Source organism: Streptomyces sp. NPDC057271 (genome assembly GCF_042668715.1).
In the GTDB taxonomy this organism is placed as follows: Bacteria; Actinomycetota; Actinomycetes; order Streptomycetales; family Streptomycetaceae; genus Streptomyces.
Window position 1 is genome coordinate 1,568 of sequence record NZ_JBHUYJ010000057.1, and the last position, 14,535, is coordinate 16,102.

The following is a 14,535-nucleotide window of genomic DNA, read 5'->3' on the forward strand; positions in this document are numbered from 1 at the left end:
GGTTGTGGGATGGGGTGGCGGTTCCATGGGAGGGGAGGGTGAGGTCTTGTGGGTGGGCGCGGGGGGGGGGGTTTGCCGTGTCCGTGGCCCTTTCCCTGGCCCCACACCCCACGACGGGGCGGGGAGGTGTCTCGGCGCTGCGTCCGGTGAGGTCGCCGAGTTCGATGGGGACCGCACCGGGGATGTGTCCGGCGATGTGTTCGGCGTGCCGGCGGACGTCGAGGACGGGGCGTTCGGCGATCTGGTCGGCGGTGAGGAGCTCGATGCGTTCCTGCTTTCCGCCGCCCGCGGTCCAGGCGCCCATACCGCCGTCGAGGTGTCCTGCCAGTCGCTCGTAGCTGATCTTCAGTGCCTGCCAGGTGAGTTCGGCGAGGCCCTGATCGGGGTCGGCGACGAACACGAGTGAGGTGTCGTCGGGCAGCAGCCAGCCCAGCCAGGTGGCGAACTGGTCCCGCAGCGGGATGGAGACGGCGCCGGGGACGTGGCCCGCGGCGAAGGCCGCCACGGGGCGTACGTCGATGATCTGGGCGCCCTCGCCGATCAGGTGGCGCACCTTGTCCGGGGAGAGCGCGGGGAGAGTGGGAGCCGAGCGGAGCACGGCGGGCCCGTGCCGGTTCGCCTCGCCCAGGCGGTCGAAGTAGGAGGGGTAGGAGCCGAGACTGCCGAGCAACCGCCGTACGAAGGTCTCCTCGTCCGGTGCGGCGAGCAGGGGGTTGGCCCGCTTCTGGGCGGCGATGGTGGTGGTGCGCTCGGCACCCGGCGGTGCGGAGCAGAAGGACCCGGCGCCGTGCGTCGGCCACACCGCCGTCGTGTCCGGCAGTTCGGCCAGGCGCCGCAGTGAGCGGTACTGGGCGCGGGCCAGCTCCTCCGCACGGTCGGCGCCGAGCAGGTCCGTGCGGGCGGCCGAGCCGACGATCAGGGAACCACCGGTGAAGACCCCGAGCTCGGTGGTGCCGTCCAGGAGCGGGAAGGACAGGTGCTCGTCGGTGTGGCCGGGAGTGGCCAGCGCGCGCAAGGTAAGGCCGCCGAGATCGGTTTCGTCGCCGTCGGCCAGCGCGGTGTGCGGGAAAGCCCGATGGCCGGCGGCGGAGGCGAGGACGGCGGCGCCGTCGTCGGCGGCCAGCTGCACCGCACCGGACAGGAAGTCGGCGTGCAGGTGGGTGTCGGCGGCGAAGGCGTCCGTGAGACCGCGCCGTCCGGCAGCCGCACGCAGGGCACGCAGATCGCGGCTCGCATCGACGGCCAAGGCCCGTCCGTCGCCGAGGTCGACGAGGTAGGCGCTGTTGCCCAGACCCTCATCGACCAGCGATTTCAAGTGATCGTCGGCGAAGCCCATCGGATCCTCCAGGTGTCATGGAAAGATGCGGGTCGCTTCGGTGCCCACCCTTGGTTACGATATTCCATGGAATTATGGAGGATGCCATGGGAGACCCCCAGCGCAAAGCCGCGCTGTACGACGCCTTCGCCCGCACCGGCAAGGCGCTGAGCAGTGGGAAGCGCCTGGAACTGCTTGATCTGCTGGCGCAGGGCGAGCGCACCGTCGACGCGCTCGCCAAAGCGGCGGGGCTGAACCTGACCACTGCCTCCGCGCATCTGCAGACCCTGAAGCAGGCCGGGCTCGTGACCACCCGCCGCGACGGCGTACGCATCCACTACAGGCTGGCCGGCGACGACGTCGCCGCCCTCTACGCCCTGCTGCGCCAGGTCGCCCAGACGCATCAGGCCGACGTCGAGCCCGCTCGCACTGCCTACCTCGGCACGGACGATGCCGAGGAACTCGACCGCGACGAGCTCCTTGCGCGCGCCCAGGTGGGCGGAGTCGTCGTCCTCGATGTCCGGCCTGCGGAGGAGTACGCCGCCGGGCACATCCCCGGCGCGGTCTCCATCCCCGTCGACGAGCTCGCCGAGCGCATCACCGAACTGCCGGATGATGCCGAGGTCGTCGCCTACTGCCGTGGCGCCTACTGCGTCCTGGCCCACGACGCCGTGCGCCTGCTGCACGCCCGCGGCCGCAAGGTGGTCCGGCTGACCGACGGGATGCTGGAGTGGCGGCTGGCCGAGCTGCCTGTGGACAAGGCCGTCGTCGTGTGATCCCCGGGTCGACAGGAAAACCGTCCCCCGCGTACGGGCCGTCGAACCCGCACCACGCACCTGCGGCAACTCGCCGAAGCCGCCGCGCGACTGGCGCCCGTCCCGGGAGCCCGCCGTCCCGGGAGCCCGCCGTGCCGGCCCCGCCGTGCCGGCCCCGCCGTGCCGGAAGCCCGCCGTCCGGCAGGACTCGGTCCGGCGGAGGTCAGCCCCTCAGCCCCGTGACCTCAGCCCCGTGACCTCAGCCCCGTGACCTCGGCCACGTGCCGCAGGCTCGGGTCGAGCAGGACGCCGTGGAGCCGCTGGAAGACCTGCCGGGCGGCCACCGCGTTCCAGTCCGCGGGAAGCAGCTCGGTCGGCAGCCCCGGGTCCAGGTACGGCAGGCGCCGCCACTGGGTGAGCATCGGAACGTAGTGGCGGAACGCCTCCGCCGGCCCGGGCTCCGCCTTGGCCGCCGCCCACCGCGCGGCCACCGGCGCGTACGTGTCGGTGAACGTCGCGTACTGCCTCTGGATCGCCGGGAAGTCCCACCAGGAGCTCACCGTGCCCGGCAGATCGCTGAAGGCCGCGTACTCGGCCGCGAACAGGTGGACGTAGTCACTGAGGCCGAGCCGTACGAGCATGGTGCGCGCGTCCTCGAGGAGCCGGCCCGGCGCAAGCCAGACACCCGGAGCGATGTTGCCGAAGCCGAGCCACGTCAGGCGCGTGCGCAGCTGGTGGCGGTGGGCGCGTTCCGACTCCGGCACGGAGAACACCGCCATCGCCCAGCCGTCGGCCAGGTCGGCCGGCTGCAGGCTGGCGAAGATCCGGCGGTCGCCCTCGTCGAAGACGGGAAGGACGGCCGGGCTCAGTCGGTAGCCGGTGGCGCCCCGGCGCTCCGGTTCGAGGACTCCGCGCTTCTTCAGCCGGGAGATCGCCGAGCGCACCGCCGGGCCGTCGACGTCCAGTTCCCCCATCAGCGTGATCAGGTCGGCGATGGAGACCCAGCCGCCGAGGCGCCGCAGGAACGCCCCGTAGACCGTGTTGATCAACGAGCTGGGCCTGAGGGGGCTGTCCGACATGATCGCCTTCCGTTGTACGCGGTCGCGATCATATCGAGGCCCCCTCCAGGCCCGTTCCGGTCAGGCGTACGCCCCCGACAGCAGGTGTCCGGCCCCGGGGGCCACCGCCCGCAGGCCCAGCGTGCGCAGCATCTGGTGGGCGGTGCACACGGCAGCCGACACGACCGGCTTGCCCAGGAGCTGTTCGGCCTCCTCGATCACCCCGAGCGAGGGCATCTGGACACAGGCGGAGAGGACGACCGCGTCGGCGTCCGCGTGGTCGAGCGCGCGGGCGAGACCGGGCAGCCTGGCCGGGTCGTGGGCGGCCACCTCCAGGTTGTCCGGGATCTCCAGGGCCCGGTGGTCGAGGACCTCGATGCCCTCCTGGACGAGGTAGTCCACGACGGTCCGCGTCAGCGGCTTCATGTACGGGGCGAGCAGGGTGATCTTCGTGGCGCCGATGGTGTGCAGCCCGTGGACGAGAGCCCCCGCGCTGGTGACGACGGGCGCAGGGGCGCCGTTCTCGACCGTACGCCGGTGCAGTCGCTCCTCGGAGACACGGTGGTAGCTCGGCCCCATGCTCATGATGGCGACGAGGCAGGCGTAACCGAGCACGTCGACCCGTGCGTCGGAGAGTTCCACGGCGCAGCGGTCGGAGTCGGCGTCCATGGCCTTGAGCTGCTCCGGTGTCACATGGGTCATACGCATGCGGCTGGAGTGAAAGGTGAAACGCTCGTCCGGCGCGGCGGCCGCGCGGGCGCGCAGGATCGCGGGGACCTCCGTCTCCATGGTGACGTTCGAGCTCGGCACGATCTGGCCGATGCGGTAGGTGCGGGGGGACACGGGTGCTCCTCGGTTCGTACGGATGTGTCTGGCGGGGTCAGCGGGCGTCGACCACGGGGTTGGTCAGGGTGCCGATCTGCTCGACCGTGGCCTCGACCGTGTCACCGGGCAGGAGGAACTCCGGCGGGACCATGCCGGCCCCGACCCCGGACGGCGAACCCGTCGCGATCACGTCGCCGGGTTCCAGGGTCACGCCGGAGCTGACGTCGGCGATCAGGCGGGCGATCGGGAAGAGCATGTGCCGCGTGTTCGACTTCTGCTTGGTGACGCCGTTGACGCGCAGCGAGAGGTCCAGGGCCATGGGGTCGGGGATCGCGTCGGCGGTGACGACCACCGGGCCGAAGGGCGCGTACGAGTCCTGTCCCTTGGAGAAGAACCACTGACCGGAGCGGCGTTGGTCGCGGGCGCTGATGTCGTTGACGATGCTGAAGCCGAAGATGTGGTCGTACGCCTCCTCCTCGCTCACCCGGTACGCCGTCCGGCCGATGACGACGGCGAGTTCGCACTCCCAGTCCAGCTGGGTGGTGAGGTCGGCGTTGTGCAGGATGGGCGCGCCGGGACCGGTGACGGCGGTGGCGGGTTTGCTGAACAGCACCGGGCGCGGCGGGAGTTCCCTGTCGGTGTCGAGGCTGCGGCTGGACTCCTCGACGTGCTCGACGTAGTTGAGGCCGACTCCGATGATCTTGCCGGGCCGGAAGGGTGCGTTCAGCCGGACGTCCTCGGCCCGGTGGACGGCGTGCGCGGGCAGGTCGCCGTCGAGCAGCCGACGAGCGGTTTCCAGGCCGTACGGGCCGGCCTGGACCAGGCCCAGCAGGTCGTGCGGGAGCGCGACGCCCGCGTGGTCGGCGAGGGCGGCGAGGTCGAGGACGTGGCCGTCGGTCTCGACACCCGGCCGGGGATCGGCGCAGGTGGTGGTCGTGAAGGTCAGCAGACGCATGGGAGGTGCTCCTTGCGGGTCGGACGGCGGGGGAGGCGGTGACGCACGCGGCGGGGGAGGCGGTGACTCGCGTGGCGGGTCGGACGGCGGGGGCAGGCGGCGGGTCGCACGGCGGGGCAGGCGGCGGTTCACACGGCGGTTCAGACGGCGGGGGAGGAGATGACGGGCTGGTGTCCGCCGTTGTCCGGGTACGCCTCCTCCCGGTGGAAGCCGAGCGAGCGCATGACGGGGAAGTCGTTGAAGGAGAACAGGCAGGCGTCCTCGGACGGGTCGAGGTTCTGGTGCTCGTGCCAGGCCCAGGAAGGCACGCAGAAGATGTCCCCCTCCCGCCACTCGAACCGTTGTCCGGCGATCACCGACGCGCCCCGGCCCTTGGCGACGGTGTAGATCACCGAGCCGGTGTGCCGGTGGGCCGCGGTGGCCTGCCCGGGGCGCAGGAGTTGCATGTGGGCGCCCATGGTCGGCATCACCGAGCCGCCGGTCACCGGGTTGGTGTACTCGGCGATGACCCCGTCGTAGGGAGAGCCCTCGGTCGCCCTGGCGAGGCCGCGCAGGGCCTCGTACGTCGGCTCCCACGGGTAGGCGAGGAGCGGGGAGTAGGGCCGGGTCCACTTCTCCACGCCGTACGGGAGGAGGGTGCCGGAGTAGGTGAGGGCAGAGGCGTTCACCACCTTCCCGGGCGTCTGGTGGAGCTCGGGGTGCACCTCGTAGAACCCGGCGTCCAGCGCGTTGACCAGGGGGATGTCGAGGCCGTCCTGCCAGATCACCGGGGCCTCGGTCCCGTCGTTGCCGTGTTCGTGCCAGGTGCCGTTCGGGGTGATGGCGAAGTCGCGCGGGCCGACCTTGAGCCTCTCGCCGTCGACGATCGTCCACGCGCCGGTGCCCTCGTGGACGAACCGCAGCGCGGCGGCCTGGTGGCGGTGGGCGGTCATCGCCTCACCCGGGCCCATGATCTGGAGCCCGGTGTAGAGGAGTCCGGCGGCGGCGCTGACGTCCCTCCGGCCGGGGTTGACCAGCATCACGACGCGGCGGCCCGCGTCGTCGGCCTCCACGAGGCCGATGGCCTTGTGGACGAGCGGCCGCAGCTCCTCGTAACGCCACAGCACGGGAACGGACCTGGGCTGCGGATACCAGGGTTCGATGTCGTTGGCGACGGTCCACAGCGCGCCGGCGTCCAGCGCCTCGAGTTCGCCGTAGTACGCGGTGAGTTCCGGCGTGTCGGAGACCCGGGCGCGGCCGAGCATCGTGTCGTCCTGCTCGATGGTCATACGTCCTCCTCAGGTGCGGTGGTGGTCCGGGGGCCCGCGGGCGGCACGGTGAACGTCACGGGCGGGCGAGGGGTGTTGTCGACTTCCAGGCGGAAGACGTCGAAGCGGTTGTAGTGGCCGGTGATGTCGTGCATCTGCTTGGGCTGGATGCAGCGGCCGAGGTCGATCTCGCCGTAGACGATGCCCTCGTCGTCCACGAGCGGTTCGGTGACGGGGCGGCCGTCCGGGCCGAAGACGCCGGACAGCGCGCTGCGCGGCCGCTGGAACAGCGTGCGCAGCTCGTCGTCGTCCCCGGCGAGCATGTCGACGATCTCCGGGGAGACGGTGGAGCAGGCAACGACGGAGAAGACCTTGCCCTCGAAGCTGTGGGCGGCGGTACGGACGGCGATCGCGTCGGCCATGTCGTAGTCGGCCGGGGCGACGGGCAGCGCGATGTAGCAGGAGGCGTGGACGAGTTCGCCCTGCGCGAGGAGGGTGAACCGGGCCAGTGTGTTGGTGTTCTCGCCGCAGGCGAGGGTGCCGAGCGGGCCGACGGGCGTCCGGTGGACCCGCAGCGAACTGCCGTCGCCGCCGGTCCAGGTGAGTTTCTCGGCCCACGTGGGAACCAGCTTGCGGTGTACACCGAGGAGTTCACCGTCAGGACCGATGGTGAGCAGGGTGTTGTAGAGGACGCCGAGGCTGTGGGCAGCACGTTCGTTGACGCCGATGACCAGGACCACGCCGTACTGGCGGGCCGCCGCGCGCAGGGCGTCGACGTGCGGGCCGGGGATGTCGACCGAGGCACGCTGGAGGCGCTCGAACCACGGCGAGCCCTGGACCGGGTTCATCGTCCAGTTCCAGTACGGGTATCCGGGGACGAACACCTCGGGGAACACGACCAGCCGGGCGCCGTTCCGGGCCGCCATGGCGATCAGGGCGACCGCCTTGTCGACGGTGGCGGCGGGGTCGAGGTAGACGGGTGAGGCCTGGACGGCGGCGGCCGTGAAACGGGGAAGGTCGTCAAGTGGCTCTCGTGACACGGAGGTTCTCCTCTTTCAACGGGCGAGCGAGGCGGCGGCCGCCTTGGCCGGCACAGCGCCGGTCGCGACGGCTTCGGCGGTGGCGGCGCGCGGCAGCCAGCGCTGATGCACGGGTGCGGCGGGCTGCCGCAGGAGTTCGAGACGTGGCGGCACACGGTCCGTACGGGCCGCGGGCGGGCGGCCGCTGCCCGCCCTCCAGGACGGCGCCCACGGCGCGGCAGGGCCGCGGTAGCCCTGGGCGGCGGCCGCGTGCAGGGTCCACAGGGGGTCGTGGAGCTGGGCCCGGCCCACACCGCACAGGTCGGCGCGGCCCGCCAGGATGATCGAGTTCACGTCGTCGTACGTGGAGATGGCGCCGACCGCGATGGTCGGGACCCCGGTGGCGTTACGGATCAGGTCGGCGTAAGGGGTCTGGTAGCTGCGCCCGAACCGTGGCCGCTCGTGGGGGACCACCTCGCCGGTGGAGACGTCGACGGCGTCGGCGCCCGCCTCGGCGAGAGCTCGCGCGATGCCCACGGCGTCCGCCTCGCTCAGTCCGCCCTCGGCCCAGTCGGCGGCCGAGATCCGGACCAGCAGCGCCTTCCCGGCGGGCCACGACTCCCGCACCCGGCGCAGCACTTCGAGAGGGAAGCGCAGCCTACCGGCCAGGCCGCCGCCGTACTCGTCGGTGCGCCGATTGGTCAGCGGTGAGAGGAACCCGGACATGAGATGCCCGTGCCCGTACTGGAGTTCCAGGGCGTCGAAACCCGCCCGGTCGGCGCGCTGGGCCGCGCGCACGAAATCCCGTACGACCAGATCCATGTCGCCCCGGGTCGCCTCGCGCGGCACCGGACCCCCCTCGTCCCAGGGGAGCGGCGAGGCGGCGAGGAGCGGCCCGGTGTCCGCGCGGCGTCCCGCGTGGGTGAGCTGGAGGCCGAGGCAGGTGTCGCTCTGGCCGTGCACGAAGCCGGTGATGCGCCGCCAGGCGGCCTCCTGGTCGTCGTTCCAGAGACCGGGGCAGCCCTGGTCCGGGCGGGCGTCGGCACTCACGGCCGTCATGCCGGCGATGACCAGGCCGGCCCCGCCGAGAGCCTGCGTGCTCAGATGGACGAGGTCGAAGTCGCCCGGGACGCCGTCACGGGCCGTGGCGAGCGCGGTGGGCGGAACGACGACTCGGTTGCGCAGGTGCAGTCCGCCGACGCGGAAGGGCCGGAACATCGGCGGCACGGCCGCGGTGCCGTTGACGGCCGTGGTGAAGGCCTCGTCGCGGACGCGCAGGTTGTCGTACGTGACGCGGCGGCTGCGGGTCAGCAGGTTGAAGGCGAACTGGTGCGGGTCCTGACCGGTGTAGCGGTCGATGTTCTCGAACCATTCGAGACTGGCCTGTGCGGCCCGTTGGGTGGACTCCACGACCGGACGGCGCTCGTCCTCGTACGCCGCGAGCGCGCCGGCGATGTCCGCCGGATGCTCGTGCAGACAGGCCGCGAGGGCGAGGGCGTCCTCCATGGCGAGCTTGGTGCCGGAGCCGATGGAGAAGTGGGCCGTGTGGGCCGCGTCGCCGAGCAGGACCACGTTCTCGTGCCGCCAGGTGCGGTTGCGCACCGTCGTGAAGCGGAGCCACTTGGAGTTGTTGGGCAGCAGCCGGTGGCCGTCCAGGTGCTCGGCGAGAATCTCCTCGCACACTCGGATGCTCTCCTCGTCGCTCGCTCCCGGCGCGAACGCGTGGTCGGCGGAGTCCGCGAATCCGGCGCGGTGCCAGGTCTCCTCGTCCAGCTCGACGATGAAGGTGGAGCGCGTGTCGTCGTAGGGGTACGCGTGCACCTGGAGGGTGCCGAACTCCCGCTCCTCCACGATGAAGGTGAAGGCCTCGAAGACCTTGTCGGTGCCGAGCCACATGTACCGGCCCGAGCGCTCGTCGAGGTCCGGGCCGAACGTGCCGGCGTAGGCGGCGCGGGTGGCCGACCGGACGCCGTCGCACGCCACCACCAGGTCGTACTCGGCGGCGAGCCGGTCCACGGCCGGTGCCTGGCTGCGGTAGCGGACGTCCACGTCGAGGTCGGCGCAGCGGTCCTGGAGGATCCGCAGCAGACTCCGGCGGCCCAGGGCCGCGAAGCCGTGCCCGCCGGAGGTGAGGGTCTGCCCCCGGTAGCGGACGTCGATGTCGCTCCAGCGGGCGAACTTCGCCGACATGGCGGCGTGGACGACCGGGTCCGCGGTCGCGATGCCGTCGAGGGTCTCGTCGGAGAAGACGACACCGAAGCCGAACGTGTCGTCGGGCGCGTTGCGCTCCCAGACCGTGACCTCCCAGTCCGGGGAGAGCTGCTTGGCCAGCGCGGCGAAGTACAGGCCGCCGGGCCCTCCACCGATGACTGCTACGCGCACGGGGTACCTCCAGTGGTTCCGGTGATGAGTTCGGGGGCCTGCGGGCCCGCCATGGTGAGGACCTCGCGTACGTCCGAGGGCCAGGGGAGGGTGCCGGTGGCGCGGGCCGCCGAATGGGCGACGACCATGCGGCCGGTGGCGGCCTCCGCACCCTCCGCGCCGCGGACGGTGAACGCGTAGTGCAGCGAGCTCGTACCGACCTTGGTGACGCGCAGCTCCGTACGGACGGCCTCGCCGAACCAGAGCCGGGCCCGGTAGTCGGCCTCGAAACGGACCCGCGGCGTGCTGCCGAAGAGATGGGACAGGCCCAGACGGCGCAGCAGCACGGCCTCGGCCGCCTCGACCCAGCGCACGACGGTGGAGTGGTGGTAGTGGCCGGCGGCGTCCGTGTCCGGCCATTCCACCCGGCGTTCGACCGTGACGCTGGGCAGGAACGGGACCGGCGCCTCGGCGGCTCCGGCGGCGCAACCGCCCTCGACGGCGCCGTCGGCCCGGACCTGAGCGCCGTCCGTGCGCGTGTCCTTGGCGCGGGCCTCGGCTCGTGCGCGCCGGCGCAGCTCGCCGCGCTGGAGCTTGCCGTTCGTCGTCCTCGGGAGTTCCGCCACGAACTCGACGGCCCGGGGGTACTTGTACGGAGCGATGGCCTGCTTGACGTGAGCCTGGAGCTCCCGGGCGGTGGCCTCGGCCGCCGGGGTGCCGTCGCGCAGCACGACGTACGCCTTGACGATCATGCCGCGCCCCACGTCGGGGGCGCCGACGACCCCGCACTCCTCGACGTACGGATGGGCGCCGAGGGCCTTCTCGACCTCCGGGCCAGCGATGTTGTACCCGGAGGAGACGATCATGTCGTCACTGCGGGCCACGTACCAGAAGTACCCGTCGGCGTCCCGTATATAGGTGTCGCCGGTGATGTTCCAGCCGTTCCTGACGTACGTGGTCTGCCGCGCGTCGGAGAGGTAGCGGCAGCCCGTCGGGCCCGTCACGGCGAGCAGCCCCGGCTGCCCGTCCGGCACCGGATCGCCCCGGTCGTCGACCACGGCGGCGCGGTATCCGGGGACGGGCCGGCCCGTGGCCCCGGGACGGATGTCGTCGTCGGCGGCGGAGATGAAGACGTGCAGCATCTCCGTGGCACCGATGCCGTCGATGATGCGCAGGCCCGTGGCTGCGTGGAACTCCTGCCAGACGGTGGCGGGCAGGGGTTCTCCGGCGGACACACAGCGGCGAAGACCGGACAGCTTCCCGGTCGCTCCGGCGGCCATGATCGCCCGATAGGCGGTGGGCGCGGTGAAGAGGACGGTCACACCGTGCGCGGCGACCAGTTCGGCCAGCTCCTCGGGGGTGGCCTGTTCGACCAGCAGGGTCGCGGCGCCCACGTGCAGCGGGAAGACCACGAGCCCGCCGAGGCCGAACGTGAACGCCAGCGGCGGTGTGCCGGTGAAGAGGTCCTCGGGGCCGGGCTTCAGGACGTGCCGGGAGAACGTGTCGGCGTTGGCGAGAACGTCCCGGTGGAAGTGGAGGGTCGCCTTGGGGCGTCCCGTCGTCCCCGAGGTGAAGGCGATCAGCGCCACGTCGTCGGCTGCCGTCTCGACGGCGGTGAACCGGCCTTCCTTCCTCGCGCAGAGTGCCGTCAGATCGGCTTCGCCCGGACCCCCGTAGGGGATGACGGGCAGGCCCTGCGGGCCGGGGTGCCCCGGAGGACCCGGTGGAGCCGCGGCGTGGAGTTTCGCGACGTAGCGGTGGTCGCACAGGGCGACTGCCGGACGGCTGATCTCGCACAGCTCGGCGAGTTCGGCTGCCCGCAGCAGCGGCATCGTCGTGACGGCCACACCGCCGGCCTTGAGGACGCCGAACCACGCCGCAACGAGCCAGGGGTTGTTGGGACCGCGCAGCAGCACGCGGTTTCCGGGCCGGAGCCCGTGGTCCTCGGTGAGCACCTGGGCGACCTGGTCGGCGCGCCGCTGGAGCTCGCCGTAGGTCCAGCGCTCGGTCGGGGTCAGCAGACAGGGACGGTCGGGGCCCCAGCGCTCGACCGCGTCGTCGAGCAGGCGGCGGGCGCAGTTGAGGCGGTCGGGATAGACCAACTCCGGTAGATCGAAGTGGAGTTCGGGCCAGAGGGAGACGTCGGGAAGCCGGTCACGGCAGAAGGAATCGGCATGCGCCGAGGGGGAGAGCTCCATGGGGCGGCACCTCAATCAGGGAGCAGCGGGAGATGGGGCAAGTATCTCGATAATTTGTCGGCCGTCAACTTCACGCAATAAATCTGAGGTCCATGGCACCCCTCGGCCGACTCAGCCGAGGGGGAGCCGCACCCGCACGCACTTGCCCGAGTCGTGTACGAGAACAGCGAGTTCACCGCCCGCCTCGGCGGTCATGACGTGGATCAGGAGCAGGCCCCGCCCGCTCTCGGCGTCCGGATCGATCCCGGTGGCGGGTGCGGGCAGGCGGGGCGGAACGGCCGCGCCGTCCGCGACCTCCAGGCACAGCCAGTCCTCGCCGCGGGAGACGCCGACGCGCATCCGGTCGGTCGCGGCGGCGGCGTGCCGAACGACGTTGCCGACGAGCTCGCTGACGGCGAGCAGGAGGGTGTCCGTGACCTCGGAGGTGATCCGCCACCCTTCGAGCAGGGCGCGGACGCGCGAGCGGACCAGGGGGACGGTCGCGGCTGTGGGGTCGGGGATCCAGCGAACGAAGGCCAGCGTGGGGAGGGGCGCCTGGGTGCGGTCCGGTGGGCGACTCGGGGGGCGGGTCGCGTGGGGCGTCGCGTGGGTCGTCGCGTGGCCAGGGGTGTGCGCGGCGGCCGGAACGCGGGGTGCGGGATGAGCGGTGGCGGTGAGCATGACGTGCTCCCGTAGGGGCTGCGCAACGCGGCCGCGTGGTCACTCGTGTAACTAACTCGAGAGTCGGACAGCCATTGGGCTTGTCCTCGGCGGAATCGCGTCGCTAGAGTTTTGATAACACGTGTAACACGTTACGTCTCCCCGGGCTTCGAGCGCAAGCATTTCGGACAAAGCGCTACGAACCCCGGGGCCCGCAGAAGGGCCGCAATGACGCAATCCCACCCGGCCGAGCTCGACCTGGCCGACATGACCTGGCCGCCCCCGCCCTACCAGCCCCCGGTGCCGCCCGTGACGGACGAGCACGGTGTGTGCCACTTCCACGGAGTCACCTACGCCACCACGCCCGGCTACCGCCCGCGACTGCTCGATGTCCGGGTCCCCGCAGGCGAAGGGCCGTTCCCGGCCGTCGTCTGGATTCACGGCGGCGGCTGGCTGGACGGCGACCGCCGCTACCCGCCGCCGACCGTCCCGGCGCCCCTGCTGCACGGATCGGTGCTGGCCGCCGGGCTCGCGCTCGTCTCCATCGACTACCGGCACAGCCTCGAAGCACCCTTCCCGGCCCAGCTGCACGATGTGAAGGCCGCGATCCGTTACGTCCGCCGGTTCGCCGGAGCCCTCGGCATCGACCCGGACCGGATCGCCGTCTGGGGTGAGTCGGCGGGCGGGCACCTGGCGGCCCTCGCCGGCCTCGTCGGCCCGGACAGCGCGGACACCGAGGCGCTGGAGGGCACCCACGGGGTGGGCGCCGGGGACACCGGTGTCCGGGCCGTCGTCGACTGGTACGGAGTCTCCGACCTCGCCGCCCTGGCCGGTCAGCCCCTGCCGGGGATGCCCCCGGGCGCCGACTTCCCCGACCCGTACGAAGCCCTGCTCGGCGGCACCGAGGCGGAGCGCCCGGCGCTGGCCCGGGCCGCGAGCCCGGTGACGTACGCGGCGGGTTCGACCCCGCCGCCGTTCCTGCTGATCCACGGCACGGGGGACGGTCTCGTCCCGTACAGCCAGAGCGAAGTGCTCGCCGAGGCCCTGGCAGGGGCGGGCGGCGACGTGACCCTGCGCCCCGTCGAGGGCGCCGATCACATCTTCCTGGGCTCCACGGACATCCCGGAGATCGTCGCGGAGAGCGTCGCTTTCCTGGCCCGCCACCTGGACGTGAAGGTCTGAGACCGGGCGGGCGGAGGGGCGTGCCCGCCCGGGGCCCGAGGCTCCCGAGCAGGTCCGCCCCCTCCGCTCGCTCGCCTGCGTCCCTCCCCACCTCTCTTCCCGTCCCTCCCCTTTTCCGCTGCCGTCGGCACTCCTGCTCCCTCCGAACGGGCGCGTCCTGCACGGCCCTTCGGTTACGCCGGTCCCAGGGCCGCGGTCATCCCCCGCGGCCGCGAGAGGCACACCCATGTCCACGAATCCGGTCACCCCTTCCCCGCACCCCGAGAGACCGCAGCTCACCGGGGCGACACCCCTCACCGAAGGGCCGCCCGAGGCGCGGGCGGCTCGCCGTTCCGGTGTCCTCGTCGCGGGGCTTCTTCTGCTCGGCCTCGCCACGCTGCCCGCCCTCGCCATCCGGCCCGACCCGCTGAACCCGCCGTTCCAGGACCTCGACGACCGGTGGCTGGCATGGATGGGCGGCCCGCACGACGGGCCGTATGCCGTCCTCGCCGCGGCCCTGAACTGGTTCGGCGGGCCGCTGGGCGTCGTCGTACCGCTGGCCCTGCTGTTCTTCCTGCTCCTAAGCCGGCGCTGGGTCTCGGCCGGCTTCCTGCTCGGTGTCTACCTCGTCGGCAATCTGCTCGTCGTCCTGGGACTCAAGCACCTGGTGGACCGGCCGCGTCCGGTGAACCCGCTGGTCCGGGTCGACCATGGCTCGTTCCCGTCCGGCCACGCGGCCGGGGCGGCGCTGCTCGTCGTACTCGTCGGGGTGCTGCTGGTCCCGGTCGCCAGGCGGCGGGCATGGTGGCTCGGGGGCGTGGTGTTCGCGCTGGCCATGATGTGGAGCCGTACGTGGCTTCACGCGCACTGGCTCACCGACACGGCGGCCGGTGCGGCCGCCGGTGCGGGGGTGGGTCTGGTGGCCTGGTGGCTCTGTGCCCCCGCGCTCGCCCGGGAAGCCGTCCGTGACCGCCGGGGGGCGGCCGCGACGGTCTCGGACAC

At 72.2% G+C, this 14,535-nt stretch carries 12 protein-coding genes and 1 pseudogene; 3 read left to right on the top strand and 10 right to left on the bottom strand.

Going from position 1 to position 14,535, the window contains the following annotated elements; translation table 11 throughout:
* Nucleotides 1-1,336 (bottom strand): rhodanese-like domain-containing protein (locus ACFUJR_RS24210; RefSeq protein WP_383450710.1); only part of this gene is annotated, 1,336 nt, incomplete at its 3' end.
* Nucleotides 1,337-1,422: 86 nt separating this feature from the next.
* Here ACFUJR_RS24210 and ACFUJR_RS24215 point away from each other — a divergent pair.
* Nucleotides 1,423-2,091: an ArsR/SmtB family transcription factor gene (locus ACFUJR_RS24215; RefSeq protein WP_383173834.1), complete on the top strand. Its 669-nt coding sequence runs from the start codon at nt 1,423-1,425 to the stop codon at nt 2,089-2,091.
* Nucleotides 2,092-2,315: 224 nt separating this feature from the next.
* On the opposite strand, the gene ACFUJR_RS24220 is transcribed toward ACFUJR_RS24215, so the two are convergent.
* The 9 genes and pseudogenes from ACFUJR_RS24220 to ACFUJR_RS24260 form a co-directional block, all read right to left on the bottom strand.
* Entirely contained in the window at nt 2,316-3,149 is an 834-nt protein-coding gene (locus tag ACFUJR_RS24220; RefSeq protein ID WP_383173837.1) for a PaaX family transcriptional regulator C-terminal domain-containing protein, read from the bottom strand.
* A gap of 60 nt (nt 3,150-3,209) precedes the next feature.
* Nucleotides 3,210-3,917, bottom strand: a complete 708-nt coding sequence (locus ACFUJR_RS24225) for an Asp/Glu racemase (protein ID WP_383173879.1) — start codon at nt 3,915-3,917, stop codon at nt 3,210-3,212.
* Nucleotides 3,918-4,008: 91 nt separating this feature from the next.
* Nucleotides 4,009-4,908, bottom strand: coding sequence for a fumarylacetoacetate hydrolase family protein (locus ACFUJR_RS24230; RefSeq protein WP_383173840.1), 900 nt, complete (start codon nt 4,906-4,908; stop codon nt 4,009-4,011).
* A gap of 140 nt (nt 4,909-5,048) precedes the next feature.
* Entirely contained in the window at nt 5,049-6,176 is a 1,128-nt protein-coding gene (locus tag ACFUJR_RS24235) for a cupin domain-containing protein (RefSeq protein WP_383173843.1), read from the bottom strand.
* Entirely contained in the window at nt 6,173-7,195 is a 1,023-nt protein-coding gene (locus tag ACFUJR_RS24240; RefSeq protein WP_383173845.1) for a carbon-nitrogen hydrolase family protein, read from the bottom strand. The genes ACFUJR_RS24235 and ACFUJR_RS24240 overlap by 4 nt, the downstream gene beginning before the upstream one ends.
* A gap of 15 nt (nt 7,196-7,210) precedes the next feature.
* Nucleotides 7,211-9,556, bottom strand: a complete 2,346-nt coding sequence (locus ACFUJR_RS24245; protein WP_383173848.1) for an FAD-dependent monooxygenase — start codon at nt 9,554-9,556, stop codon at nt 7,211-7,213.
* The gene (locus ACFUJR_RS24250) at nt 9,547-9,960 is read right to left on the bottom strand and encodes an acyl-CoA thioesterase (protein ID WP_383173882.1); all 414 of its coding nucleotides are present in this window, start codon (nt 9,958-9,960) and stop codon (nt 9,547-9,549) included. Before ACFUJR_RS24250 ends, ACFUJR_RS24245 begins: the two co-directional genes overlap by 10 nt.
* A gap of 138 nt (nt 9,961-10,098) precedes the next feature.
* A pseudogene (locus ACFUJR_RS24255) lies at nt 10,099-11,733 on the bottom strand (AMP-binding protein); the annotation flags it as partial.
* 111 nt (nt 11,734-11,844) lie between these two features.
* The gene (locus tag ACFUJR_RS24260) at nt 11,845-12,393 is read right to left on the bottom strand and encodes an ATP-binding protein (RefSeq protein ID WP_383173851.1); all 549 of its coding nucleotides are present in this window, start codon (nt 12,391-12,393) and stop codon (nt 11,845-11,847) included.
* A gap of 207 nt (nt 12,394-12,600) precedes the next feature.
* Here ACFUJR_RS24260 and ACFUJR_RS24265 point away from each other — a divergent pair, with 207 nt between their 5' ends.
* Both ACFUJR_RS24265 and ACFUJR_RS24270 read left to right on the top strand, forming a co-directional pair.
* Nucleotides 12,601-13,554 (top strand): alpha/beta hydrolase fold domain-containing protein, encoded by a 954-nt coding sequence (locus ACFUJR_RS24265; protein ID WP_383173854.1) that lies wholly within the window; start codon nt 12,601-12,603, stop codon nt 13,552-13,554.
* Between the two features lie 226 nt (nt 13,555-13,780).
* Nucleotides 13,781-14,535: phosphatase PAP2 family protein (locus ACFUJR_RS24270; RefSeq protein WP_383450713.1), on the top strand; the 755-nt coding region annotated here is incomplete at its 3' end.